This is a genomic window from Pseudomonas sp. FYR_7, assembly GCF_043106155.1.
Lineage (GTDB): Bacteria > Pseudomonadota > Gammaproteobacteria > Pseudomonadales > Pseudomonadaceae > Aquipseudomonas > Aquipseudomonas parafulva_B.
The window spans coordinates 64145-89834 of sequence record NZ_JBICMI010000011.1 but is presented as its reverse complement, the minus strand read 5'-3'; the positions used below and the strand labels follow the sequence as shown (position 1 = coordinate 89834).

At 61.5% G+C, this 25690-nt stretch carries 23 protein-coding genes and 1 tRNA gene; 11 read left to right on the top strand and 13 right to left on the bottom strand.

All coding sequences use genetic code 11. The features are described 5' to 3' along the window. The first annotated feature begins 9 nt into the window (after positions 1-9). The 4 genes from ACF8R3_RS01820 to ACF8R3_RS01805 all read left to right on the top strand — a co-directional run bounded on the left by ACF8R3_RS01820 (position 10) and on the right by ACF8R3_RS01805 (position 3771). Positions 10-1110 (top strand): uroporphyrinogen-III C-methyltransferase, encoded by a 1101-nt coding sequence (locus tag ACF8R3_RS01820; protein WP_058637039.1) that lies wholly within the window; start codon positions 10-12, stop codon positions 1108-1110. Beyond that, the gene (locus tag ACF8R3_RS01815; RefSeq protein ID WP_392514734.1) at positions 1107-2345 is read left to right on the top strand and encodes a heme biosynthesis HemY N-terminal domain-containing protein; all 1239 of its coding nucleotides are present in this window, start codon (positions 1107-1109) and stop codon (positions 2343-2345) included. Before ACF8R3_RS01820 ends, ACF8R3_RS01815 begins: the two co-directional genes overlap by 4 nt. A 222-nt stretch (positions 2346-2567) precedes the next feature. Continuing rightward, positions 2568-3089, top strand: a complete 522-nt coding sequence (locus ACF8R3_RS01810) for a disulfide bond formation protein B (RefSeq protein ID WP_058637041.1) — start codon at positions 2568-2570, stop codon at positions 3087-3089. Positions 3090-3300: 211 nt separating this feature from the next. After that, positions 3301-3771 (top strand): Rsd/AlgQ family anti-sigma factor, encoded by a 471-nt coding sequence (locus ACF8R3_RS01805; protein WP_058637042.1) that lies wholly within the window; start codon positions 3301-3303, stop codon positions 3769-3771. Positions 3772-3778: 7 nt separating this feature from the next. On the opposite strand, the gene ACF8R3_RS01800 is transcribed toward ACF8R3_RS01805, so the two are convergent. Further along, positions 3779-4417 carry an FKBP-type peptidyl-prolyl cis-trans isomerase gene (locus ACF8R3_RS01800; protein WP_078477807.1) on the bottom strand — a complete coding sequence of 213 codons (639 nt, stop codon included), beginning with the start codon at positions 4415-4417 and terminating at the stop codon, positions 3779-3781. A gap of 257 nt (positions 4418-4674) precedes the next feature. On the opposite strand from ACF8R3_RS01800, the gene ACF8R3_RS01795 reads away from it, so the two are divergent. Continuing rightward, a complete protein-coding gene (locus tag ACF8R3_RS01795; RefSeq protein WP_392514731.1) occupies positions 4675-5613 on the top strand; it encodes an AlgP family protein in 939 nt (312 codons plus the stop codon). On the opposite strand, the gene ACF8R3_RS01790 is transcribed toward ACF8R3_RS01795, so the two are convergent. Beyond that, positions 5589-6071: a TIGR02444 family protein gene (locus ACF8R3_RS01790; protein ID WP_058637045.1), complete on the bottom strand. Its 483-nt coding sequence runs from the start codon at positions 6069-6071 to the stop codon at positions 5589-5591. The two genes, ACF8R3_RS01795 and ACF8R3_RS01790, sit on opposite strands and share 25 nt — an antisense overlap. A 50-nt stretch (positions 6072-6121) precedes the next feature. Between ACF8R3_RS01790 and ACF8R3_RS01785 the strand changes: the two genes are divergently transcribed. The 3 genes from ACF8R3_RS01785 to ACF8R3_RS01775 all read left to right on the top strand — a co-directional run bounded on the left by ACF8R3_RS01785 (position 6122) and on the right by ACF8R3_RS01775 (position 9252). After that, a complete protein-coding gene (locus ACF8R3_RS01785; protein WP_197844574.1) occupies positions 6122-8032 on the top strand; it encodes an ATP-binding cassette domain-containing protein in 1911 nt (636 codons plus the stop codon). 130 nt (positions 8033-8162) lie between these two features. Continuing rightward, the gene (locus ACF8R3_RS01780; RefSeq protein ID WP_058604691.1) at positions 8163-8795 is read left to right on the top strand and encodes a LysE family transporter; all 633 of its coding nucleotides are present in this window, start codon (positions 8163-8165) and stop codon (positions 8793-8795) included. A gap of 214 nt (positions 8796-9009) precedes the next feature. Continuing rightward, positions 9010-9252: a DUF2789 domain-containing protein gene (locus ACF8R3_RS01775; protein WP_058637047.1), complete on the top strand. Its 243-nt coding sequence runs from the start codon at positions 9010-9012 to the stop codon at positions 9250-9252. 152 nt (positions 9253-9404) lie between these two features. Here the strand turns inward: ACF8R3_RS01775 and ACF8R3_RS01770 are convergent, their stop codons facing one another. From ACF8R3_RS01770 to ACF8R3_RS01755, 4 genes are all read right to left on the bottom strand, one after another. Further along, positions 9405-9842, bottom strand: coding sequence for a CBS domain-containing protein (locus tag ACF8R3_RS01770; protein WP_023535729.1), 438 nt, complete (start codon positions 9840-9842; stop codon positions 9405-9407). A 132-nt stretch (positions 9843-9974) separates the two neighbouring features. Beyond that, the gene (locus ACF8R3_RS01765; RefSeq protein ID WP_392514744.1) at positions 9975-10406 is read right to left on the bottom strand and encodes a winged helix-turn-helix transcriptional regulator; all 432 of its coding nucleotides are present in this window, start codon (positions 10404-10406) and stop codon (positions 9975-9977) included. A gap of 452 nt (positions 10407-10858) precedes the next feature. Next, positions 10859-12589 (bottom strand): dipeptidase, encoded by a 1731-nt coding sequence (locus tag ACF8R3_RS01760; RefSeq protein ID WP_392514742.1) that lies wholly within the window; start codon positions 12587-12589, stop codon positions 10859-10861. A gap of 155 nt (positions 12590-12744) precedes the next feature. Beyond that, positions 12745-12821 (bottom strand) — tRNA-Arg (locus ACF8R3_RS01755). A gap of 320 nt (positions 12822-13141) precedes the next feature. On the opposite strand from ACF8R3_RS01755, the gene gabD reads away from it, so the two are divergent. Together gabD and gabT are read left to right on the top strand one after the other, a co-directional pair. Next, positions 13142-14584 (top strand): NADP-dependent succinate-semialdehyde dehydrogenase, encoded by a 1443-nt coding sequence (gabD, locus tag ACF8R3_RS01750; RefSeq protein WP_023535744.1) that lies wholly within the window; start codon positions 13142-13144, stop codon positions 14582-14584. A gap of 182 nt (positions 14585-14766) precedes the next feature. Further along, positions 14767-16044 carry a 4-aminobutyrate--2-oxoglutarate transaminase gene (gene gabT, locus ACF8R3_RS01745; RefSeq protein ID WP_196124563.1) on the top strand — a complete coding sequence of 426 codons (1278 nt, stop codon included), beginning with the start codon at positions 14767-14769 and terminating at the stop codon, positions 16042-16044. A gap of 78 nt (positions 16045-16122) precedes the next feature. On the opposite strand, the gene ACF8R3_RS01740 is transcribed toward gabT, so the two are convergent. After that, the gene (locus ACF8R3_RS01740; protein WP_145253854.1) at positions 16123-17109 is read right to left on the bottom strand and encodes a sensor domain-containing diguanylate cyclase; all 987 of its coding nucleotides are present in this window, start codon (positions 17107-17109) and stop codon (positions 16123-16125) included. A gap of 128 nt (positions 17110-17237) precedes the next feature. Then, a complete protein-coding gene (gene desA, locus ACF8R3_RS01735; RefSeq protein WP_058637055.1) occupies positions 17238-18422 on the bottom strand; it encodes a delta-9 fatty acid desaturase DesA in 1185 nt (394 codons plus the stop codon). A 208-nt stretch (positions 18423-18630) separates the two neighbouring features. Between desA and dibA the strand changes: the two genes are divergently transcribed. Next, positions 18631-20526 (top strand): phosphodiesterase DibA, encoded by a 1896-nt coding sequence (gene dibA / locus ACF8R3_RS01730; RefSeq protein WP_196127041.1) that lies wholly within the window; start codon positions 18631-18633, stop codon positions 20524-20526. Between the two features lie 38 nt (positions 20527-20564). Here the strand turns inward: dibA and ACF8R3_RS01725 are convergent, their stop codons facing one another. The 5 genes from ACF8R3_RS01725 to ACF8R3_RS01705 are packed head-to-tail and all read right to left on the bottom strand — an operon-like array spanning position 20565 to position 25676. Continuing rightward, on the bottom strand, positions 20565-21209 hold the full coding sequence (locus ACF8R3_RS01725) for a methionine ABC transporter permease (RefSeq protein WP_058604699.1): 645 nt from the start codon (positions 21207-21209) through the stop codon (positions 20565-20567). Then, positions 21199-22308: a methionine ABC transporter ATP-binding protein gene (locus ACF8R3_RS01720; protein ID WP_392514729.1), complete on the bottom strand. Its 1110-nt coding sequence runs from the start codon at positions 22306-22308 to the stop codon at positions 21199-21201. Before ACF8R3_RS01720 ends, ACF8R3_RS01725 begins: the two co-directional genes overlap by 11 nt. 5 nt (positions 22309-22313) lie before the next feature. Further along, positions 22314-23111, bottom strand: a complete 798-nt coding sequence (locus tag ACF8R3_RS01715) for a MetQ/NlpA family ABC transporter substrate-binding protein (RefSeq protein ID WP_078477813.1) — start codon at positions 23109-23111, stop codon at positions 22314-22316. After that, positions 23104-24495: an LLM class flavin-dependent oxidoreductase gene (locus ACF8R3_RS01710; RefSeq protein ID WP_078477814.1), complete on the bottom strand. Its 1392-nt coding sequence runs from the start codon at positions 24493-24495 to the stop codon at positions 23104-23106. The genes ACF8R3_RS01715 and ACF8R3_RS01710 overlap by 8 nt, the downstream gene beginning before the upstream one ends. Beyond that, on the bottom strand, positions 24495-25676 hold the full coding sequence (locus ACF8R3_RS01705) for an SfnB family sulfur acquisition oxidoreductase (RefSeq protein ID WP_392514726.1): 1182 nt from the start codon (positions 25674-25676) through the stop codon (positions 24495-24497). The genes ACF8R3_RS01710 and ACF8R3_RS01705 overlap by 1 nt, the downstream gene beginning before the upstream one ends. Between the last annotated feature and the right edge of the window lie 14 nt (positions 25677-25690).

Genomic DNA, 25690 nt, shown 5'->3' with positions numbered 1-25690 from the left:
GATGGATACGTGAGCGAGACTGTCTTGTCCAACAAGGATCAAACATCGGCACAGGCGCCGACGGAGCCTGTCACCCCAGTGCCCGCCAAGCGCTCCGGCAATGGCTTGGCCGCGCTGGCCCTGTTGTTGGGCGCTGCCGGCATCGCTATCGGTGGTTGGGGCGCTTGGCAAGTGCACCAACTGCAAGGCAGCGAGTTCGATCAGGGCCAGCACCTGGAGGCGCTGAACCAGCGTGCCGAGGCACTTCAGCAGCGCGAACAGAAAATCAGCGCGCAGTTGGCAGGTCTGCCGGCAGCCAGCGAGCTTGAAGACCGCCGTCGCCTGGTGGCGCAGCTCCAAGGCGATCAACAGCGTCTGAGTCAGCGGCTTGAGACCGTACTTGGTGAAAGCCGCAAGGAATGGCGCCTGGCCGAAGCCGAACACCTGTTGCGCCTGGCGACCCTGAGGCTGTCGGCCTTGCAGGACATCACCAGCGCCAAGGCACTGGTCGAAGGCGCGGACGAGATTTTGCGCGAGCAAAGCGACCCTGGCGCCTTCGCCGCGCGCGAGCAACTGGCCCGCAGCCTCGCCACCCTCAACAATACCCAGCAACCTGACCGCACCGGCCTGTTCCTGAAATTGGCGGCCCAGCGTGAGCTCGTTCAGCAATTGAGCGCCCAGTCGCCCGAATTCGACAATGACGCCAATGCCATGGGTGCGCTGACCAGTGACGGCGATAGCGCCAGTCGCCTGGCCAAATGGTGGTCGGAAATATCCAAGTATTTCCAGATTGAATTCAATGCCGACGAGAATGTGAAACCGTTGCTCGCCGGTCAGCAGCTCAACCAGCTGCGCCTGGCGCTGAGCCTTACGCTGGAGCAGGCGCAATGGGCAGCGCTCAACGGTGATGCGAAGGTCTATGCCCAGGCATTGGATGATGCACGCAGCGTGCTGCTGGCCAACTTCAACGCCGACAACCCGCAAAGCAAAGCCATGCTCGACAGCCTCAACGCACTGGCCAAGCAACCCGTTTCGGTCGTGACCCCTGATCTCAGTGAAAGTCTTGCCTCCGTTCAGGCCTATATCCAGCGCCGGCATCTGCCTGCCGAGGACAAGGGAGACAAGCCATGAAGCGTGTCTACCTGTTGGCGGTATTGGCCATTGTGGTGGCGGCGGCCCTCGGCGTAGCCGTTGCCAAGCACAGCGGCTACGTGATGATTTCCTATGGCAGCTTCCGTTACCAGTCCGGGCTTTGGGCCGCGCTGTTGGGGCTGCTGGCCGTCATCCTGGCGCTGCTGGTGTTGCGTTTTCTGGTCGGCCTGGTCCTGGCCTCTGGCGGGGCGGTCAACCCCTGGTCCCGGCGCAACCGCAGCCGGCGTAACCGCGTTGCCATCGAACAGGGCCAGCTGGACTTGGCAGAAGGGCGCTGGGCCAGCGCCCAGCGTCATCTGCACAGGGCCGCAGAGGCTGAACGCCAACCGCTGATGTATTACCTTGGCGCCGCCAAGGCCGCCAACGAGCAGGGCCGTGTCGAGGAAAGCGACGGTCTGCTGGAGCGTGCGCTGGAGCGGCAACCTCAGGCGGAGCTTGCCGTAGCCCTGACCCATGCCCAACTGCAAATGGACCGTGGCGACAACGACGGGGCGCTTCAGACGTTGCTGGCCATGCAGGAGCGTCATCCGCACAACACTCAGGTACTGCGTTTGTTGCAACGCTTGCAGCTCGAGCGCGGCGACTGGCCTGCGCTCATTCGCCTGATGCCGGACCTGCGCAAGAACAAGGTGCTGCCCGCTACCGAGCTTGCCACGCTCGAACGTCGTGCCTGGGGGCAAAACCTGAGCCTGGCACAGAACCGGGGCGAAGATGCGCAAACGGCTCGCCAAGCCTTGGAGCGTGCCTGGCAGCAATTGACCTCCGCCCAGCGTCAGGAGCCGCAACTGGTCCTGGCCTATGCCGAACAACTGCGCCAGCTCGGCGCCCAGGACGAGGCCGAGCAGGTGTTGCGTACGGCGCTCAAGCGCAGCTACGAAAGCCATCTTGCCCGGCTGTACGGTCTGGTGCGCGGTGAGGATCCCGCGCGCCAGCTGCAGACCGCCGAAGTTTGGCTCAAGGACCATCCCCAGGATGCCAGTCTGCTGCTGACGCTGGGTCGACTCAGCTTGCAGAATCGGTTGTGGGGCAAGGCCCGTGACTACCTGGAAAGCAGCTTGCGCATGGAGCGCAACCCCGAAGCCTGCGCCGAGCTGGCGCGTCTGCTCGCTGGCCTTGGCGAAACCGAACGCAGCAACCAGCTTTTCCAGGAAGGGCTTGGTTTGCTCGATGAGCGTTTGCTGGCGCTGCCTTTGCCGGAGACGGTTCGCGCTTGACCTGACCCTGGCCCGCGGGAAGCCGCGGGCTTCATGGGCAGGTAATCTTTCGGTTTGGGGTGGAGAAATCCTGACGTATTTTCTTACGGTGCGTCTTACACGGCAGTTGGATATTTCCTAGGCAACGCTGGGAATTGTCTCGACTGTTGTGCCTTGAAACAAAGGATGTGTTTCCTCTACCGTTTCAAGCCACGACCACCGATACCGGGATCCCCACTGCCCATGCTGCCGGCCCGCCTGCGTACTTTCTTCTTCCCTGCCTGCCTGGTGGCGCTCACTGCCCTGGTCACTGCATTCGAGCTGCAGGATGCGCTTGGGCTTTTACCGTGCCTACTGTGCCTGACGCAACGGGTGCTGCTGGCAGGGTATGTCCTGGTGTGTCTAAGCGCGGTGCTGCATGGGCCGACACTTGAAGGCCAACGCCGCTATGCCCAGCTAGCGCTTGGCTTTGCTCTGGGTGGCGCTGCAGTAGCCGCAAGGCAAGTCTGGTTGCAGGGGGTGGTTGTCGATGATCTGGTGTGCCCCGTCGCCATCGACCGCAACGCCGGGCAGTACTGGAACGAGCTTGCCCGGCAACTGTTTTCCGGGGCCCCTGATTGCAATGCCCTTACCTGGAGCTTCATGGACTTGACGCTACCCGAATGGAGCCTGATGGCCTTTGTGCTCCTGGCTGCGTTGGCGCTTGGCCATCTACTTGCAAGTCGCCTGCATGCCTTGATCATCCATGACCTCGAGCAACGCTGAACTGCCGTAGACCGGTGGTCTTAAAGCGGTTTATTAAACACTTGTACGAAGTTATTACCCTGCATACCTTGAAGGGCAGCTTGCGTGGGAATAATCTCCGAGCACGCATACCGAAAATCCAAGGTTTGATGCTGTCCTGCTGATTCAAACTCGTGCCATAGCAGCGCTACGCGAGGAGCAGCGGCATCTGCCCACAGGGGAAGAGATCGCCATGCTCGATAGTTGTCAGAATGCACAGGAACGCTGGGGCGGGGTCAACGCGCTGATCGACCGTTGGCTGAGCGAGCGCGAGCAACTGGTTCATGCCTATCGTGCTTTACGCGATGCCAAGCTTGCTTTTGCAGACAAGGACACCAACGGCGACTTCTGTGCGCTGCTTGTGGACTACGTCTCGACGTGGCACTTCGGAATCTGTGAACAACTGGTCATTGAGGCCGAGGCATTTGGGGACACCCGAGCCCTTGACCTTGCAGGCGAGATCAACCCACGCATCGATGACATTACCCAGATTGCACTGGCCTTCAACGATCACTGCGTCAAGGCTGAATGCAGGGACACCGAGCGCTTCGCCGAGAAGCTCGGCAAGCTTGGCAGCTTGTTGCATGAGCGCTTCGAGCTTGAAGACTGTCTGATTGAAGTGCTGCACAACGCGCACAAGGGAGAAGGGCTGACGCCCGTCTGAGGGTCATTCAGTCCTTGGTTTGCAGCAATTGGATTTCAAAAACCAGCGGCGTGTAGGGTGCGATCAAATCACCCGCGCCGTCGGCGCCATAGGCCAGTGCAGACGGAATCACCAGTCGCCATTTTGCCCCCACCCGCATCTGCGGCAGCGCCACCTGCCAGCCCTCGATAACCGAGTCGAGGCTGAACCACTGCGGTTCACGGCTTTGGTCGAACACGTCCCCGCTGGGCAACCGCCCCACGTAATTCACCAGTACTTTGGCGCCTGCCTTGGGCTGCGGGCCATTGCCTGCTTGTAGCTCGCTGTACAGCACGCCTTGCATCAACTCACGCACACCAGCACGCGCCTGCTCATTGGCCATGAAACGTACCTCTGCGGCTTCAGGCGCCTGGGGCACAGCGTCTTGCTGCTGCGGTTGGTGCTGTTCGAGCAGCGCCTGCATGCGGGCCTGGCTCAACTTCAAGGGCTGTTGCTGGTACGACTGGCGCAAGCCCTCAATGAGCGCATCGAGCTGTAGCCCTGGCATTTCGTGTCGCAGCCGTTCACCCAGGCTGGCGCCCAGGCTGTAGGCGAGGTCCTGATCATCGGTGTTGGCCACGGCCAACATCGGCAGTAGGCAAAAACCTAGAACAATGGATCGAAGCATGACCAATTCCTACGGCGGTGGGTGGCGAAGTATGCCAGTGTCCAGGGCGGTGCGGGCTCGCCCGGTGCCGGGCACATGATGCATTCAGCAACGGCAGTTAGCGTCGGCGATGAGTTGTTGATTGCAGTGTTTGCGATGCGCAATGTACTCAGACGTTGATATGCAACAGTGTATGGATATTGCGGTCAAGATGCCCTAGCGGCCTGCGCAGCGGAAGCATAGTATGAGTCGCACTCTCATCAGTCAGGAGGTAAGTCATGTCGGCCAAGAAAAAGCCAGTCAGCACGCCGTTACACCTGCTTCAGCAACTTTCGGGTAGCTTGCTTGAACATTTGGAAGAGGCCTGCTCGCAAGCGCTGGCTGATGCAGAGAAGCTGTTGGCCAAGTTGGAAAAGCAGCGCGGCAAGGCCCAGGAAAAACTGCATAACGGTCGCTTGAAGTTGCAGGACGCAGCAACGGCGGGCAAAGCCAAGTCGCAAAACAAGGCCAAGAAGGCAGTTGCCGAGCTCGAAGCGCTGCTCGACTCGCTCAAGGACCGTCAGACCCAGACTCGCGGCTACATCCAGCAGCTAAAGCGCGATGCTCAGGACAGCCTGAAACTGGCCCAGGGTGTTGGCAAGGTGCGTGAAGCTGCCACCAAGGCCCTCGACCAACGTGCAGCCCAGGCTGCCGCCCCAGCCGCTACCAAGCCTGCTGCCAAGACCACAGCCGCCAAATCGTCCACCCACGCTACCGGCAAGGCCAAACCAGCCGCGCGAACCGCAGCGACCAAGCCTGCGGCCAAGGCCGCCGACGCTAAATCCGTGGCAACCAAACCCGCTGCAAGATCGGCCTCGAAGCCTACCGCGGCCAAGGCTGCCGAGAAGCCGGCCGCGGCCAAGTCCCCTGCCAAAGCAACGGCGGCCAAGTCTTCCGCGACCGAACCTAATGCAGCCCGTCCCCAGGCGGCTAAGGCTGCATCCAAGTCTGCATCAGGCGCTGCGGGTGCAAAAGCCACAAGCAAGCCCGCACCTGCCAAACCCTCCACCCGTGGCACCGCTACCAGAACGGCGACACGCACTGCCAGCAGCCGCTCCGCGAGTGCCAAGCCGGCAACAGCTGCGGAAGAAAAAGCCCCATCGTCCGGCAACTCGGTGAGCCCTGCCACACCAGTATCCGATGTAAGTGCTACTCAGTCGTCGTCCACCGACGCCTGATGCGCCAGTGCCGCCGCGCGCAATTGTTCAAGCGCGCGGTGATCTTGCAGCTGGCTCGGCACAAGCCCAGCCAGCCAGTCGCCCGTTTGTCCAGGTCTGCCAGCGGGCCACTGTGATGCACAGGCTTGCAAGCGCTCCAACAGCGCTCTTTCGGCCGAAAGCTCCAGCTTTTTGAGTTGCTCTCGAAGTTCAGCCAACGGTTGATCCTCTTTGGCTGATTCTCGCCATTGTTCGCGCAGGCTTCGTAAGGGCGATACCACATCCCGTTGCCAGGGCCCTGCACAGCCCTGCAATGCCTCGATGCGCAGTTGCTGCACCTCGATTGACCTGGCCTGCAGCCAGGTGGCGCACAGTAGCAGGCATACATCGCCTCCTTGCCGTTGCAGGTCGAGGCAAGCCGCTTCCACACCGGGCCTGGCGTACAGGCTCAGGGCGTGATCCCACAAGTCGCTTTGCATGGTTCCACTCGCGCTATGGGCCGAGGAAGCTGGTAGACTCCGCGACCATCATGATCAGACTATCCAACCTCACTTTACAGCGTGGTCCTCAGCGCTTGCTAGATGGCGCCGAGATGACCCTGCACACCGGTCACAAGGCCGGCCTCATCGGTGCCAACGGTGCCGGCAAATCCAGCTTGTTCGCCTTGCTGCGCGGTGAGTTGTCGCCCGATGGCGGTGATTGCCACCTGCCGGCAGACTGGCGGATCGCACACATGCGCCAGGAGGTCGATACCCTTGACCGGGTGGCCGTGGACTATGTGCTCGACGGCGATGTGCGATTGCGCAGGGTGCAGGCTGCGTTGGCAGAGGCCGAACAGGCCCATGACGGTACGGCACTGGCCCGGCTGCATAGTGAGTTGGACAGTGCTGACGGTTATACCGCCGATGCGCGAGCGCGCAAGCTGCTGGCGGGGCTGGGCTTTACCAACGAGCAGATGGACCGCCGCGTCGGCGACTTCTCCGGTGGGTGGCGGATGCGCCTGAACTTGGCCCAGGCATTGATGTGCCCCTCCGACCTGTTATTGCTCGACGAGCCGACCAACCACTTGGATCTGGACGCCATCCTCTGGCTGGAAGACTGGCTCAAGGGCTACCCGGGCACGCTGTTGTTGATCTCCCATGACAGGGATTTCCTTGATGCCGTGGTCGATCACGTGCTGCATGTCGAACAACGCAAGCTGAATCTGTACAAGGGCGGCTACAGTGCCTTCGAACGCACCCGTGCCGAACGCCTGGCCCAACAGCAGCAGGCCTACGAGAAGCAGCAGGCGCAGCGCGCGCACATGGAAAAATACATTGCGCGCTTCAAGGCCCAGGCCACCAAGGCGCGTCAGGCACAGAGCCGCATAAAGGCCCTGGAGCGCATGGAGGAGCTGTCAGCTGCTCACGTGGATTCGCCGTTCGATTTCGTGTTCCGCGAGTCGCAGAAAATCTCCAGCCCCCTGTTGAGCTTGTCCGAAGGGCGACTGGGTTACGGCGACAAGGCCATCCTCGAGAAGGTGAAGCTGCAGCTGGTGCCAGGTGCACGCATTGGCCTGCTAGGCCCCAACGGCGCAGGCAAGTCCACCTTGATCAAGAATCTTGCCGGTGAGCTTGAGCCGCTGTCCGGGCGCCTGGTGCGAGGTGAAAACCTTGCCGTCGGCTATTTTGCCCAGCATCAGCTCGACTCGTTGGACGACAAGGCCAGCCCCTTGCTGCACCTGCAGCGCATTGCTCCAACCGAGCGCGAGCAGACGCTGCGCGATTTCCTCGGTGGTTTCGATTTTCATGGCGACCGCGTAGACGAGCCGGTTGTGAACTTCTCAGGTGGCGAAAAAGCACGGCTTGCGCTGTCGCTTATCGCCTGGGAGCGGCCGAACCTGCTGCTGCTCGACGAACCCACCAACCACCTGGACCTGGAAATGCGCCTGGCCCTGACCATGGCCTTGCAGGAATTCGCAGGGGCAGTGGTCGTGGTGTCCCACGACCGGCACCTGCTCAAAAGCACCACTGATGACTTCTTGCTGGTCGCCGATGGCAAGGTCGAACCCTTCGACGGGGACCTTGATGACTATAGCCGCTGGCTCGTGGACTATCGTCAGCGCAACACGCCGGTCAGTAGCGCGGTAACCAACCCCGACAAGACCGACAAGAAGGCCATGCGCCAGGCTGCGGCAGCATTGCGCCAACAATTGGCGCCGCACAAGAAGACCGCTGACAAGCTTGAAGCTGAACTCAACCAGGTGCATGCACAGTTGGCCGAGATCGAGGCTGCGTTGGGTGATGGTGGTCTCTACGAAGCGGCGCGCAAGGAAGAGCTGCGTGAATTGCTGGCCCGGCAAACTGCGCTCAAGCAACGTGAAGGTGACCTCGAAGACGCTTGGATGCAGGCATTGGAAACGCTTGAAGCCATGCAGGCCGAACTCGAAGCGCTCAGCTGACGCGCGCTCTGCGAGCTTTGCTACCGGCCTCCCGGAAGCAGAGCTGCAGAATCGTTCAAATTGCGCTGGTCATTTTTTCATCGGCACCTTAGCTTAATGTTTTGAAACATGTGCATGAGCGAGGTGTGGGATGTCGATGGAAGTGTGGTTGGGCTTTTTTGCCGCCTGCTGGGTAATCAGTCTGTCTCCCGGCGCGGGCGCTATCGCCTCGATGTCCAGCGGGCTGCAGTACGGGTTCTGGCGCGGTTACTGGAATGCGCTGGGCTTGCAGATCGGCCTGGTGATGCAGATCGCAATCATTGCTGCAGGTGTCGGAGCCATCCTGGCTGCCTCGGCCACCGCCTTCCATGTAATCAAATGGTTCGGCGTCGCCTACTTGGTATACCTGGCCTATAAGCAATGGCGCGCCTTGCCCATGGACATGAGCGATGAATCCGGTATACGACCCATCGGCAAACCGCTGAGCCTGGTGTTCCGAGGTTTTCTGGTGAACGTCAGCAACCCCAAGGCCCTGGTTTTCATGCTGGCGGTGCTGCCGCAGTTCATCAATCCCCATGCGCCTTTGCTGCCACAGTACATCGCCATCGCCGCGACCATGGTTGCCGTCGACATGCTGGTGATGGCGGGCTATACCGGGCTTGCAGCCCGCGTGCTGCGGGTGCTGCGCACACCCAGGCAGCAAAAGCGCCTCAACCGTACCTTTGCCGGGCTGTTCATCGGTGCGGCCACGTTCCTGGCCACCTTGCGCCGCGCGCCGCTGTAGATCCAGGGCAGGGGGGCTGCGCCTTTTGGCTCACAGCCATCTGCTCAGAGCATTAGTGGGATTTATCGAGTCTTCTGCTTTGGCGCGCTGTCTATTTCCCAGGCACGATGATTGCAGTCATCCTGCCTGGGGCGCTGATGCCCACCCTTGAGCGCAAGCTCTCAAACAGGACTGGCGCTTACACCGAAGCGCATGCCGGCACTGCGGAGGAATCATGGACAAACCGACTCACCACTTTTCCGAATTGTTCAAGCAGCTTGGACTGGACGACGATCCGGTCGAGATCGAGCGCTTCATCACCACCCATTCGCCGCTCGACGATGATGTGAAGTTGGTCGATGCACCGTTCTGGAGTGAAGGCCAGCGTGCTTTTCTCAAGGAAAGCTACACTGCCGATGCCGACTGGATTCCCATGATCGACCAGTTGAACGAAGCACTTCATCCGGCCAAGAAATAAGTTACCCGCAGCGAAAGAGTAAGTGGCCGTGAGTCGCCCCAGTCAATGCGCCGTTACCGCCATTCAAGCGGGATAGGGTGTGGACCGTTCTGGACTCGGCTGACGGCCAGCCTTACCTGTGGCGCGTGCGGGCAAACGCGTTTCCAAGCGTTTCACTCACCGCGGATGTACTGCTCGAGCTGCAAGATCAGCCCTGCCTGCTCCGCAATGGTCTCCTTGACCAGGTCGCCAATCGACAACAGCCCCAACAGCTCACCGTTGCTCACCACCGGTAGATGGCGCAAATGCCGGTTGGTCATCAGGTTCATGCAGTATTCAAGGTTGTGCTTCGGCTCCACGGTGACCACCGGTGCGCTCATGATATCGCGCACCGGCGTGGCGGCCGACGAGCGTCCCTTGAGCACCAGCTTGCGCGCATAATCGCGTTCACTGACGATACCTACCACCTCGTTGCCTTCAACGACAGGCAGTGCGCCGATGTTCATCTCGGCCAACAGTCTGAGGGCGTCGAGCACTGAGTCGTCCGGGCCGATGGTATACACGGTCTGGTGTTCGGACTTGCTCTTGAGGATTTGTTCGACGTTTTTCATGGCGGCCTCTGCGGGTGGAGGGAAACACTGGCGACGGTCATGCAAGCATCGACCACCCAGCGCCGTCCGGCAATGCAGGAAACGGCATCGAGGTGATTGAAAAACGTCATGAGCATGCAGGGAGCGTTTGCCTCAACCCTCTCGGGTGATCAGTCGTCGGTGACAGTCCTCGGGGCTCAACTGCCGGCCTGCACGGGATCGAACGATGATCGTCTCGATGGGCTCGTTCGTCACGTTATCTAGCATGATCGAATGGCACTCGCCTGAACCGTACAGGAAACGCTCTCCCCACTGGCGCATGCTGATGACAATGGGGAAGGCGGCCCGCCCCATCTCGGTCAGCACATACTCCTTGTAAGCGCTCCCATTCGAAGCAGGCCGGACCTCGAACACGCCCAATTCGACCATTGCCTTGAGCTTTACGGTGAGGATGTTCTTGGCGACACCAAGTCGCTTCAGAAAATCACTGAACCGCCGTACGTCCTCGGCCCATCGGTCCCCAATCGCTTCAAGAGTGTGCGCTACTGGGCATTCACTGGGCGCTAGCTGTGGCGCAGCGTGTATTTCGTGTCGGCCTTGCTGATGGCGGGGATGGCCTTGGTGTTGTGGCGCATGCTGCCCGCACCTTCACCGGCTTCGGTCAGCGGCGGCTACTTTGCCTTGCTCCGTTCGGTGCTGCAGCTGTTTCTCAGCGAACGTACCCTGCGCGTGCGGGGGTGTTCAGGTTGCTCATCTTCGCAGCCTTCAGCGTGCTCTGGACCTCCATGGTCCTGCCGCTTCGCATACCCAAATCGGGCTATTTGGCTTTGCCGGCGTAGTTTCGGGCTATGCGCGTTGCCCGCTATCTTCTTTGTCCGTAAACCCGACGTACCCCGGCGCTTCATCATCTTGTATGGCTTTGTCGCCGGCTCGTCACCGCCTTGTTCGCACGCGTTCGCGCTGCATGACGATCCCAACGCGAAGGTCGGGTCGTCATGCACAAGCGGGCGGAGCCCAGGCTCAAGAAGGCAGATGCTTCAGAGCTTCGGCATCTGCCCAATCCGCGCCACCATTTCGCTAACCACCTGCAGGTCCAGCATGAACTGGTCCACGGTCTTGAACTCGTTGTCGTTATGCCCGGTGTACTTCACGCCGGGCATTGCCAGACCAAACTGCACGCCGTTGGGCAGGTCATGAACCGAGGTGGCCCCGGCGGACGTACCGAAGGTGTGCTCCATGCCCAGGTTTTCGCTGGCCACGGCCAGCAGTGCCTTGACCCACTCGCCTTCTGGGTTGCGGTACATCGGCTCATCCAGGCTGTAGTCGTAGGCGGGCGTGATATGGCTCTGCTGCGACCATTTGCCGAGCTTGTCGGCGATTTCATCCTTGATCGTTGCGACCGCCTTGCCCTTGGGAATGCGCAGGTTGATCGCCAGCTTCAAGCCTTTGTCATCCACACCGACGAAGGTTGGCGAGGCGGTAAGCGGCCCCATGAACGCATCGTCATAGGCGATGCCCAGCTTCTTGCCCAGGTAGTCCAGGCCCCAGTTGTCCGCCGCATAGCGGGCAGCATCGGTGAACTGGTTCTGCTTCAATGGCACCGTTTTGCCCACGCCATTGATGAAGTCCAGCATGCGCGCGACAGGGTTCACGCCCGATTCGGGTTCTGAGGAATGAGCTGACACACCGGTCACGGTGAGCACCACCTGCTTGCCATCGGGTTTGGCAGCGATGCTGAAGTCGCCACCGTTTTGCTTCACGTACTCGGCACCGGCCGTGTTCAGTCGCTGCGCCAGGGCGCTGGAGTCGTCGGTGAGCAAGGTCGCTACCGAGGTGGACGGGATCTGATTGGTAGCAAGCCCACCGGTGAGGTTGACGATTTCGGCCCCGTGGCCGCTGGCCGCACGCTTGGCAAAATTCGCCATCACGGTGCCGTAGCCTTTTTCCGCGATGACCACCGGGTAGCCGCCATCCAGGGCGAGGTTGTAGTCAGGCGTGGGGTTGCGCTCGAAGTAGTACGGGATGGCATCGCCGCTGGTTTCCTCGGTGGTGTCGATCAGCAGTTTGAATTGCCGCGCCAGGGGCAGGTTTTCATCCTTGGCGACCTTCAGGGCATACAGCGCTACGACGATGCCATTCTTGTCGTCCTCGGTACCACGGCCGTACATGCGATCACCGACCAGGGTCACCTTGAACGGGTCCAGGCGCGTGCCGTCGGCAAGCTTCCAGTTTTCCGGTGTGACAGGAACCACGTCGGCATGGGCATGGATACCGACCACTTCCTTGCCGCTTCCCAGGGAGATTTCGTAGACACGGTTGTCGACGTTGCGAAAAGCCAGGCCAAAGCCATCGGCCAGTGCCTTGATCTTGTCGGCGATCTTCAGGAACTCAGGGTTTTCATGCTGAGGTGTGCCCTCGACGGTGACCGTGGGAATGGCCACCAATTCGCGCAGCGTCTGGGTGGCGGCCTTGCCGTACTTGATGCGGGTGTAGAGCCCGAGCAGGCGATTGATCTCGTTCTGCTGCTCGGCGTCCAACGGCTTGCCGGCCAGGTAGGTGTCCAGGGTGGCGCCCAGGCCATCGGCCTGGTTCAGGTCGCTGCCTTTGAGCTTGCCGAGAAACTGCTTGAAGTCATGCGGATCGCTGCCGTCGAACGCCTTGACGATCGCCGCGGACTGCTGCTGGGTGAGGTTGGCCTGGGCAGGCAATGTGAACAAGCCGATGCTGGCCGCCAGCAGGGAAACAGAGGTGAGCTTTTTCAGGTGCATGAGTGTACGCATTCCTTCGCCAGTCATTGATGAGGCCCCGTCGTGCGGGAAGGCCCTCACGCTAACACCAATGACCTGTGGTACGGCAGTACCAGGCGTGTGACAGGGCGCACAAACGAAAAAGCCCCAGGCGTTGGCCTGGGGCTTTTCATGTATGGCGCACTCGGCGGGATTCGAACCCACGACCCCTGCCTTCGGAGGGCAGTACTCTATCCAGCTGAGCTACGAGTGCAACGCGCACGCATGATACCTATCTCGTTCGTCGGCGTCCATCGCCTTGATCTGTAGCCCTTTTTACCTGTTGCCGTGTTTCGCCTCCATGGTGCTGCTGCCTAGGGCTACTATTTTCGATTCGTGCTCGCCCAGGTCCGGCGGGCTGCATTACGCCAGGCCAGCGGGCCGATTTCAGATTAAGGTGTTCAACCGCTCGTTCTTTTTTTCGAACAGCCTATTGTCCAACACCCCAGCAGACGCTTAGCATTCGTTTGAGATTTCAAACGCTCGGAGCCCTGCGCTGGGCGCTTTCAACAATCAACAATTCGGGAAGCCGACATGCAGCTCAAAGACGCTCAGTTGTTCCGCCAGCAAGCCTTCATCAACGGTGAATGGCTGGATGCGGACAGCGGCCAGACTATCAATGTGACCAACCCTGCCACGGGCGAAGTCATTGGTACCGTGCCGAAGATGGGTACTGCGGAAACCCGCCGCGCCATCGAGGCAGCCGACAAGGCCCTGCCGGCCTGGCGTGCCCTGACCGCCAAGGAGCGCTCGACCAAGCTGCGTCGCTGGTTCGAACTGATGATCGAAAATCAGGACGACCTCGCTCGCCTGATGACCACCGAACAAGGCAAGCCGCTGGCTGAAGCCAAAGGCGAAATCGCCTATGCCGCCTCCTTCATCGAGTGGTTCGCCGAAGAAGCCAAGCGCGTCTATGGCGACACCATCCCGGGCCACCAGCCTGACAAGCGCCTGATCGTCATCAAGCAGCCGATTGGCGTCACTGCGGCCATCACCCCGTGGAACTTCCCGGCTGCCATGATCACCCGTAAAGCCGGCCCGGCCTTGGCCGCTGGCTGCACCATGGTGCTCAAGCCTGCCTCGCAGACGCCGTACTCCGCGCTGGCCCTGGTCGAACTGGCCAACCGTGCCGGTATTCCGGCGGGCGTGCTGAGCGTGGTCACCGGCAGTGCTGGCGAAGTCGGCGGCGAGCTGACCGGCAACGCCTTGGTGCGCAAACTCTCCTTCACTGGCTCCACCGAAATCGGTCGCCAGCTGATGCAGGAATGCGCCAAGGACATTAAGAAAGTATCCCTGGAGCTGGGTGGCAACGCCCCGTTCATCGTGTTCGACGACGCCGATCTGGATAAGGCAGTCGAAGGCGCGATCATCTCCAAGTACCGCAACAACGGCCAGACATGCGTCTGTGCCAACCGTATCTACGTGCAGGACGGCGTCTATGACGCGTTCGCGCAGAAGCTGGCCGCCGCTGTCGCCAAGCTCAAGATCGGTAACGGCCTGGAAGACGGCACCACCACTGGCCCGCTAATCGACGGCAAGGCCGTGGCCAAGGTGCAGGAGCACATCGAAGACGCAGTGAGCAAAGGCGCCAAGGTCCTGTCCGGCGGCAAGCTGATCGAAGGTAACTTCTTCGAGCCGACCATTCTGGTCGACGTGCCCAAGACCGCTGCCGTTGCCAAGGAAGAAACCTTCGGCCCGCTGGCGCCGCTGTTCCGCTTCAAAGACGAAGCCGAAGTCATCGCCATGTCTAACGACACCGAGTTTGGCCTGGCCTCCTACTTCTACGCCCGCGACATGAGCCGTGTGTTCCGTGTCGCCGAAGCGCTGGAATACGGCATGGTAGGCATCAACACCGGCCTGATTTCCAACGAAGTGGCGCCATTCGGCGGTATCAAGGCTTCTGGCCTGGGCCGCGAAGGCTCCAAGTACGGTATCGAGGATTACCTCGAAATCAAATACCTGTGCATCAGCGTCTGATCGCACGGTAAAGGCTTTACCTCTGCCAGCGGGGCGCGAGAGCGACGTTCCGCTGGCCTTTTTTACATTGCAGCACCTGGTGGCCAGGGCGCTCGCGGCAGTCGATCAACGAATACTGACTGTGGGCAACCCCAGCTACCCCCGAATAAAAGCGCCATGTTCAACGGCGCAATGAGGGCATTATGAGCAAGACCAACGAATCCTTGATGCAACGCCGTGTCGCCGCCGTTCCACGTGGCGTCGGTCAGATCCACCCGATTTTCGTTGAATCGGCCAAGAACTCCACCGTCATCGACGTCGAAGGCCGCGAACTGATCGACTTCGCTGGCGGTATCGCCGTGCTGAACACCGGGCACCTGCACCCAAAAGTGGTTGCAGCGGTGCAAGAGCAGCTCACCAAGGTCAGCCACACCTGCTTCCAGGTGCTGGCCTATGAGCCCTACGTAGAGCTGTGCGAAAAGATCAACAAGCTGGTGCCAGGTGACTTCGACAAGAAGACCCTGTTGGTATCCACCGGCTCCGAAGCGGTCGAGAACGCCGTCAAGATCGCCCGTGCCGCGACCGGCCGCGCTGGCGTGATCGCCTTCACCGGCGGCTACCACGGCCGTACCATGATGACACTGGGCCTGACCGGTAAAGTCGTGCCGTACTCCGCAGGCATGGGCCTGATGCCAGGTGGCGTCTTCCGTGCACTGTTCCCGAGCGAGCTGCATGGCGTCAGCGTTGACGATGCCATCGCTTCGGTCGAGCGCATCTTCAAGAACGATGCCGAGCCACGTGACATCGCCGCTATCATCCTCGAGCCCGTACAAGGCGAGGGCGGCTTCCTGCCAGCGCCTAAAGAGCTGATGAAGCGTCTGCGTGCCCTGTGTGACCAGCACGGTATCCTGCTGATTGCCGACGAAGTGCAGACCGGTGCAGGCCGTACTGGCACCTTCTTCGCCATGGAGCAGATGGGCGTTGCGCCTGACCTGACGACCTTCGCCAAGTCCATCGCTGGCGGCTTCCCGCTGGCCGGTGTGTGCGGCAAGGCTGAATACATGGACGCCATTGCACCGGGCGGCCTGGGCGGCACTTATGCCGGTTCGCCAATCGCCTGTGCTGCGGCCCTGGCCGTCATCGATGTATTCGAAGAAGAAAACCTGCTGGACCGCAGCAAGGCCGTGGGCGAGCGCCTGACTGCCGGCCTGCGTGAAATCCAGCAGAAGCACCCGATCATCGGTGACGTGCGTGGCCTGGGTTCGATGATTGCCGTCGAAGTCTTCGAGAAAGGCACTCATGCCCCTAACGCTGCAGCTGTCGCCCAGGTCGTTGCCAAGGCACGCGACAAGGGTCTGATCCTGCTGTCCTGCGGTACCTACGGCAACGTCCTGCGTATTCTGGTGCCGCTGACCGCCGAAGACGCCCTGCTGGACAAGGGCCTGGCCATCATCGAAGAGTGCTTCGCTGAACTCGCTTGATGTAGCTGGCTTTAAAAAAACCCGCTTCGGCGGGTTTTTTCATGTCAGCAATATACAGACGGCAGGCGGCGGCGATGCTCACCCCTGAACGATCTGGTTCTTGCCTTGGCGCTTGGCTTGATACATGGCTGCGTCGGCGCGGGCATACAAGCTGTTCAGGGTGTCATCGTCATCCAATAAACCCGTCAGACCCTGACTCACCGTCACGCTGTAGGTCTGGCCCTCCTGGCCGAAGCTCAGCCGCTGAACCTCCCGCTGCAACCGTTCGGCGATCTGTTCTGCCACTTTGGCCTTACAGCCCGGGAACACCGCGGCAAACTCTTCACCCCCGATCCGGCCGAACAGATCACCTCGGCGCAGTACGGTCCTGCCGCTGTGGGCGATACGCTGCAGCACCTGGTCGCCTTCCTGGTGGCCATAGCTGTCATTGATGTTCTTGAAATCGTCGATGTCCAGAAGCAGGAACGTCAGCGGTGTACCGTCTTCGCGTGCCTTGTCAAACGCCTGCTTGGCGCATTCGAAGAAGTGGCGACGGTTACTGCTCTGGGTCAGGACATCGGTAGTGGCCAGGCGCTGAAGCTCGCCCTCCAGTCGTTTCTTGTCGGTGATGTCTTCGGCAATGCCAACGATGGTTACCCGATCGTTACCTGGCTGCTGGCTGACGTAGCACTTGTCGCTTAACCAGCGCAGTTCGCCATCGCCATTGAGAATGCGGTATTCGCGGTGTTCCACGGAGCCTGTGGACAGTACCTGAGCCAGGCTCTGTTCGGCAAATTCAAGATCATCCGGATAGATGCTGTCGCGCCATACGTTGAAGTCGGCCATGACCCGGCAGACAGGGCGACCGAAGATGCGCTCGAATGCAGGGCTTACGTAGAGCACTTGCCGCGTTTCCCAATCGAAGGCCCACAGTACGGCGTTGACACTTTCGAGCAGCGAACTGAACAACTGCTCACGTTCGCTGAGGCGGGCGACTTCGCTTTGGGCATGCATCAGTGCCAGCAGGGTTTGAGCAGCGTCGGGGGGAGGAGTACCGGGCAGAATCTTGGGATTGTTCTTGGCCATGTGCACAGGGCGCGCTCGACGGGTAAAGGTGCGGCCACCTTCCGGCCGATGTGGGCAGTTCGAGTCGAAACAGAGCAGTGAAGTTCCTGAGCTTACGCCCCAGAACGGGGCGTATCGATCAACGGAGGTCAGGCAGCGGTCGGGCGCAGGGAATAGGTTTTCAACTGTGACGCAAAGTCGCGTAGGGCGTGGATGCCACTGGTCTCGGCCTCATGCACCCAATCCTTCATGGCGGCAAGCATGTCGTGGCCGTTGGCGCTAGTCCGCGCCCAGATCTGCTGCAGGGCCAGGCGTTTCTCGTAAATGGTCTTCAATGCCTGGCTGTGCGCCAGCATGGACTCGATACGGACATGGTGGCGATCCTCCAGCAAGCTGGTCTCGCGGGACAGCAGGCGCTTGGCGCGTCGGAAATGGTGGCTGACCGAGGCATCGACGCGGTCCAGTTCCTGTTTGACCAGCGGGCCGATCACAAGCTTGCGGTACTGGGCCATGATCTGGAAGCGGTTGTTCAGAATGGCCATGGCAGTGTCCATGTCCAGGCTGGCCTTGCCGGCAACGCGGTGGGCGATGGGGGCCACGCGCTGGACCTTGGCCAGCCGCAGCAGGCAGAACAGGCGAATCCACGCCCAGCCCATGTCGAATTCCCAGCGCCTGACCGAAAGTTTGGCCGAGTTGGGGTAGGTGTGGTGATTGTTGTGCAGCTCTTCGCCGCCAATGACGATGCCCCAAGGCACCAGGTTGGTCGCAGCGTCGCGGCATTCGAAATTGCGATAGCCCACGGCATGGCCCAGGCCATTGACTACCCCGGCTGCCCAGAAGGGAATCCACATCATCTGCACGGCCCAGATCGTGATGCCGGCGGTACCGAACAGCAGCAGGTCGATGAGCGCCATCAGCACGATACCGCCCAGCTTGTAGCGGGAGTAGAGGTTGCGTTCGACCCAGTCGTCCGGGCAGTTCTTGCCGTAGATGCGCAGGGTCTCAGGGTTGCGCGCCTCTTCGCGGTAGAGCTCGGCCCCTTTACGAAGCACCGTGCTCAAGCCCTTGTAGACTGGGCTGTGCGGGTCGTCCGGGGTTTCGCACTTGGCGTGGTGCTTGCGATGAACAGCGGTCCATTCACGGGTGTTCTGCGCCGTGGTGAGCCACAGCCAGAAGCGGAAGAAATGCTTGAGCCCGGAATTGAGCTCCAGCGCGCGATGCGCGGAATAGCGATGCAGGTAGACCGTGACGCTGACAATGGTCACATGGGTCATCAACAAAGTGATGCCGACCAGTTGCCAGGCCGACAAGTCGAGCAGGCCGTTGTACCACATAGGTAGAGATACCCTCGAAATTCAGGGGAAAGGTGCGATTATCCCTGGGTCGGGAAATAAAACCAGTCAAAGCTGACCACGCGATGTTTCAGCGGGGCGGCGGTGCCCGGCATGCCTTGGCGCGAGGCCTTTGCAAAGCGGCAACCGCACGTCGGGCAGCAGAAGCTTTATAATCCCCCAACACTTTCCATGGGCAATTCCACCCGACATGTCTGTTTCCGTTCGCGACGCCTTGCGCATGGCTGCGCTCTATGTGGTGCTCTCGATCCTCTGGCTGGTGCTGGCCGAGGTGGTGCTGCACAGCATGACTGAAGACCCCCTGGCCCTGACGGTGGGGCGCCAGATCAACGTCGTGGTCTGGGTGTTGCTCAGCGCCTTGCTGATCTACGTCTCGCGTGTGCGGCTGTTGAACTTCATCGGTGCCGGTGCGCGCCTGCGCGGCGAAGACCGTGAGCGCCTGCGCATGGCCGCCGCGGTGTTCGACTGCACCCTGGAAGGGGTCCTTGTGACCGACCGGCAGGGGGTGATCGTGCACGTCAACCGCGCGTTCATGCGCATCACCGGCTATCAGCAGGATGAGGTCATCGGCCAGCGCCCGAGCAAGTTCAAGTCGGGGCACCATGGTGCCGCGTTCTACCAGCAGATCTACGCGGCCCTGACCGAGACTGGGGAGTGGAGCGGCGAGATCTGGAACCGCCGCAAAAGCGGTGAAATCTATCCTCAATGGCAAACCATTCGCGCCATTCGCGACGACGAAGGCGAACTGAGCCATTACGTGGCGGTATTCAGTGACATCAGCGCCATCAAGCATTCGGAGCAGGAGCTGGCCTACCTGGCCCACCATGATCCCCTGACCGACCTGCCCAATCGCCTGTTATTCACCGACCGGGTCCAACAGGCGTTGGCTGCGGCCCAGGCCAAGAAGCGCGGTTGTGCGCTGCTGCTTCTGGATCTCGATCATTTCCAAAGCATCAACGACGGGCTGGGTCATACGATCGGCGATCAGTTGCTTAAGTTGGTGGGCGCCCGCCTGGGCGAAGTGGTGAGCAGCGGGGTCACCCTGGCGCGCCTGGGCGGCGACGAGTTCGGCGTCCTGGCCGAGCACTGCCAGGACCTGGGGCAGGCGGCAAAGCTGGCCCAGCGCATCATCGAACGCATGCGCGAGCCCTTCCTGTTCGAGGGCCATCGCTTGTTCATCAGCGTCAGCGCAGGCATCAGCCTGTTCCCAAGCGACGCCCTGAGTGCCGAGCAGTTGCTGCGCAATGCCGATTCGGCGCTGTACAAGGCCAAGACCAACGGTCGCGCCTGCTACGCCCTGTACACCGAGGAGCTGACAGCGCACGCCCAGTTGCGCGTGGAAACGGCCGGGGAATTGCGCCGCGCCCTCGAGCAGGATGAGCTATGCGTGTTCTATCAACCGGTGCAGGACCTGGCCTCGGGCAGCCAGGTGGGGGTCGAGGCGCTGGTCCGCTGGCAGCATCCCCAGCGGGGCCTGGTGGCACCGGGCGAATTCATTCCGATTGCCGAACGCACCGGTCTGATTGCCGAAATCGATGCCTGGGTGCTACGCCAGGCGTGCCTGCAGATGGTGCGCTGGCAGCAGGAAGGCCGCCCACTGGCATTCGTGGCCGTGAACATCTCGAGCCGGCTGTTTGGCCAGCATGAGTTGTACCGGCAGGTGGCCGATGTGCTGCATGAAACAGGCCTGGCGCCAGCGCTGCTTGAGCTGGAGGTCACGGAAAGTGCGGTGATGGAGGACCCGGAAGTGGCCCTGGAGCAGCTTCACCGTCTGCGCGAGCTGGGGGTAACCCTGGCCATCGATGATTTCGGCACTGGGTATTCCTCGCTGCTACGTCTCAAGCGCATGCCCGTGCAAAAGCTCAAGATCGACCAGGGCTTCGTGACCGGGCTGCCGTGCGATGAGGATGATGTCGCCATCGTGCGTGTGATCATCGCCCTGGCCCGCAGCATGGGCATGCAAGTGCACGCCGAAGGCATCGAGCAGCAGGAGCAGGCCAGCTTTCTGTTGCAGGAGCAGTGCCAGCTGGGGCAGGGCTACTGGTTCGGCCGGCCGGTCGCCGCAAAGGACCTGCGCTGGGAATGAGGCCAGGGGCTGGCTTGGCGCCAGCCCTTCGCCTTCGCTCATCGCTTGTTCAACCCTCGGGCCAGCCGATCGCCACCCAGCTGGATCAGTGCCACCAGAGCCACCAGCATGGCGATCACCGTCAACATGATCTGGCTGTCGAAGCGCTGGTATCCATAGCGGTAGGCGATGTCCCCCAACCCTCCGGCACCGATGGCGCCCGCCATGGCGGATGAATTGATCAGCGTCACCAAGGTGATGGTGAAGCCGCCGACGATGCCTGGCAGGGCTTCTGGCAGCAGCACGTGCCAGACGATGTGCCAGCGTCGGCACCCCATGGCCTGCGCCGCCTCCACCAGGCCGTGGTCGACCTCTCGCAGGCTGACTTCGGCGATGCGGGCGAAAAAGGGCGTGGCCGCGATGGTAAGGGGCACGATGGCCGCCCAGACGCCATAGGTTGTGCCGACTACCCACCGCGTAAAGGGGATCAGGGCAACCATCAGGATCAGAAACGGCACCGAGCGAAACAGGTTGACGAACGCGCCCAGCACCCGGTTGAGCAGCGGCGCCGCATAGATGCCGCCCTTGTCGCTGGTCACCAGCATGACGGCCATCGGTACGCCCACCAGCAAGGCGATCAGCGAAGAAACGCCCACCATCAGCAGCGTGTCGAGCAAACCCTCCAGCAGACGATCAACCCACATGGCCCAGCACCTCCACATCTTCGGCCCAGCGCCGACTGCGTTCCAGGAGGCGGTTGGCGTCATGAGGCGAGTGCTGCACCGACACGATCAGTTGCGCCAGGATATGCGCGCCGATGGATTGCACACCCCCCTGCAGCAACCGCACGCGTCCGCCCAACTCGGCGAACAATGCCGACAGATCGGGCTCGCCGAAGGCTGTCAGCTTCAGCACGATGGCGCTGTCGGGGCTCGATGGCGCAGCCTTGATGTTCGCGGTCAAGGCCTCTGGCAAGGTCGGTTGCAGGGGCGCCAGCAACGTGCGCGTGGTGGCGTGCCGCGCCGCGCCGAACACCTGCCAGACCTCGCCCTGCTCGACCAATTGGCCACGCTCCAGTACCGCAACCCGATGGCAGGTGTCGCGCACCACGGCCATTTCATGGGTGATCAGCACGATGGTCAGGCCCAGGCGTTGGTTGATGTCGCGTAGCAGTTGCAGGATTGAGGCGGTAGTCTCCGGGTCCAGCGCCGAGGTCGCTTCGTCGCACAGCAGGATACTTGGGTCATGCACCAGAGCGCGGGCAATGCCCACGCGCTGCTTCTGGCCGCCCGACAACTGCGCAGGGTAAACGTGATGCTTGTCCTCGAGGCCAACCAGTTGCAGCAGCTCGCGCACCTTGTGCTGGCGCTGCGCTTTGGCGACGCCGGCCACCTTCAGGGGTAGCTCGACGTTCTGCCATACGGTCTTGGCTGACATCAGGTTGAAGTGCTGGAAAATCATGCCGATGCTTCGGCGCAACCCCACCAGTGCGTCCTCGTCGTAGCTGGCAATGTCCGCCTGCTCGATCAGCACTCGGCCTTGCGTAGGCTGTTCCAACCGGTTGATGGCGCGCAGTAGCGACGACTTACCCGCCCCGCTGCGGCCGATGATGCCGAAGATTTCACCGCGCTGGATGTTCAGATCGATGCCTTGCAGGGCTGGCTGGCTCTGGCCTGGATACGTCTTGCCCAGCCCGATGAACCGCACATGGGCGTGGTTGACGTCAGGGCGCAGGTCCAAGTGTTCAGCCTGACGGGGTGGTGCAGGGGACTCGAGTGCTCGCCGTGCAGTGGACTGGCTCATCGCTGTCACTCCCAACCGGCCTGGTAGAGCGTGCCATGAGCCTTGTCCAAGGCCGCACGTACAGCGGGCGAGTGCTGGTAGATGTCGACGAACTTGGCCAGGCGAGGGTCATCTTTGCTTTGTGGGCGAATAACGAACTGAATCACGTATTCCTTGTTCTCCAGGCCATCGAAAAGCAGGGCCGAGGTGGCGTCAAAACTGTTGGCCAGCCGAATGTAGGCGGGGTAGCCCTGCACCAGGTCCGCGTCGTCATACGCCCGTACCAGCTGGACCGCTTCGACCTGAATGATCCTGAGCTTTTTCGGGTTGGCCGTGATGTCCTGTTCGGTGGCCTTGTAGCCCACACCCGGTTTGAGCGTGATCAAGCCAGCCTTGGCCAGCAATTGCAGGCCGCGTCCGCTGTTGATCGGGTCGTTGGCGATGGCGACGCTGGCACCTTCGGGCAGGTCGACGAAGCTTTTATAACGCTTGGAATACAGGCCCACGTTGTTGATGATGCCTGGGGCGTAGGGCACCAGATCGAAACCGGCAGCAGCCTTGGCGTTTTCCAGAAAGGGAATGTGCTGGAAGTAGTTCACGTCGATGTCGCCACTGTTGAGGCTGACATTGGGGGCTATCCAGTCGCTGAATTCGATCAGCTTCACCTCGAGCCCTTGCTTGTGCGCCTCTTCGACGGCGGCTTCCAGCGGGATGGCGAAGGCTGAGGTGGTGCCGACCTTAAGCGGCTCATCGGCCAGGGCTGCGCTGGAGAAGCCCAAGGCAATCGCGACGGCCGCAACGGGACGAAATAGTTTTTCAAGCATGGTGCAAGGCTCCAGTCGAGGCGGGGGCAGGCGCAAAGCGGTAGGTCGAGCCAGGGTGATCGGCTGGCAAGTAGGGATGGTCGGTTGCGAACAGCTTTTCGCGCAGCGTGCCGCCGGCGTAGGCGGTCTTGTAGCGGCCGCGCGCCTGTAGCGGCGGAATCACCAGGTCGATGAAGTCCTCAAAGCTTTCCGGTGTGACGGTGCGGGTCAGGTTGAAGCCGTCCAGGCCGGTTTCGTCGGCCCATGCGATCAGCTCATCAGCCACCTGCTCGGGGTCGCCGACCAAGGTGACGTAGCGACCGCCCAAGGCGTGCTGTTGCAGCAGGCGGCGTCGGGTCCAGGCGTTTTCCTGCAGTTGGCGGGTGGCCGACTGGATGGCGTTGCCTTGGGTAAAGGCAATCGGCTCGTCCAGATCGAAGGCCGCAAAGTCGATGCCGGTGGAGGCGGCAAAGTGCGCGACGCCGGCTTCGGGGCTGGCATGGCGCAGGTATTCGGCGTGCTTGGCCAGGGCTTGTCGCTCGGTGGGCGCCACGATCACCGTAATGCCCATGAAAACCTTGACTGCCATTGGGTCGCGACCCGCAGCCCTGGCAGCGGCGCGCACCTTGTCCACCTGGGCGCGGGTTGAAGCCTTGTCCTGGCCGCTGATGAACACGCACTCGGCATGGTTGCCCGCAAACGTCAGGCCGCGCGGCGAGCTGCCAGCCTGGAACAGTACCGGCGTACGTTGTGGCGACGGCTCGCACAGATGATAGCCTTCGACATCGTAGAACTCTCCGTGGTGATGGACCTTGCGCACTTTGTCGGGGCGCGCGTAGATGCGTTGTCCGCGGTCAGCCAGCACGGCATCGTCGGCCCAGCTTCCCTCAAGCAGTTGGTACAGCACCTTGAGGTATTCATCGGCCTGGTCGTAGCGACGGTCATGCTCAGGCTGCTGGGTCAGGCCCATGGCGCGCGCAGCGCTGTCCAGATACCCAGTGACGATGTTCCAGCCGACTCGGCCATTGCTCAAGTGATCCAGGGTCGAGAGACGGCGTGCAAACAGATAAGGTGCTTCATACGTGAGGTTGGCCGTGAGGCCGAAACCGAGATTGCGGGTGACGGCGGCCATGGCAGACACCAGCAGCAGAGGGTCGTTGACCGGCAACTGGATGGATTCCTTTAACGTTACGTCCAGCGACTGGCCGTAGACATCGTAGGTGCCGACGATGTCGGCGATGAACAGACCGTCGAACAGGCCCCGTTCCAGCAGACGCGCCAAATCGGTCCAGTATTTGAGGGTCTTGTACTGGGTCGACGTATCGCGCGGGTGCGTCCACAGGCCATGGTTGATATGCCCCACGCAGTTCATATTGAAGGCATTGAGCAGGATCTGCCGGGCCATCAGATGGTCCCCCGGCGCGGTGGGTTTTGCTCGTTGAGGTAGTAGTTGCCGATGGCGTGGTATTTCCAGCGCACCGGGTCGTGCAATGTGTGTACCCGGGCGTTGCGCCAGTGGCGGTCGAGATTGTGTTCGGCCAGCGTGGCCTGACTGCCACTGAGCTCGAACAACGTGGTGCCGGCGGACAGGGCTATTTCCGTGCTGATGGCCCGTGCCTCTGCTACGGCAATGGAGGCCGCGGCTACGGTTTCGGCCGTGCTGTCGTCACGCGCGCTGTCCAGGTAGTGGCCTGCGCGTTCGAGCAAGGCTTCGGCAGCGTGCAAGCGGATAGCCAGCTGCCCGAAGCTCTTGACGGTCAACGGATCGTCGCTCGCCTGGTCCACGCCTGAGTCCACCCATGGCCGGCTGCGGGTCCGCACGAAATGCAAGGCGTCCTCATAGGCTGCCCGGGCGATGCCGGTATCGATGGCGGCATGAAGAATCTGCGCCAGCGGGCCTACCGGGGTGGGGCGATCGAACACGCTCTGGAACGGCACGACGTCCTGTGCGCTGACGGGGACGTTATCGAACACCACCGAACCGCTGCCGGTGGTGCGCTGGCCGAAGCCACTCCAGTCGTCGATCACCTGCAGGCCGGGGCTGTCGGCAGGCACGAATGCCAGGTGCTGGACGCCTTGGTCATCGACCACCGAGGTGGGTATGCGCTGGGCGTATAGCGCGCCAGTGGCGTAGAACTTGCGACCATTGATGCGAAAGCCATCGCCTTCGCGGCTCAGGCGTGTGGTGCGCTCATTGGCTGTCTTGGTGCCCAGTTCTGCCAGGGCATTGCCGAACCGCCGGCCTGCCAGCACTTCGGCGTACAGACGCTGCTGCTGTTCGGGCGTGCCGTTTACCCGCAGCACTTCCAAGGCATAAAAATGGTTTTGCGGAATCTGCCCGAGCGAGCCGTCGGCCTGCGCGATGATGGCGATGACCTTGGCCAGGGTGACGTTGGATACGCCCGCCCCGCCGTAGGCCTTGGGTACGCTGATACCCCATAGGCCCGAGCGTGTGAACAGCGCCAGCTCAGGGTGTGGCAGACGCCGCTCACGGTCGCGCACCGCGCTGTCGGGGCGTAGCTGGCGGGCGATGTCCAAGGCAACGGCCAAGGCTTCGCCGTCGCTGGTAATGATGCGTGTGGTCATGGTGTGTCTCCGGT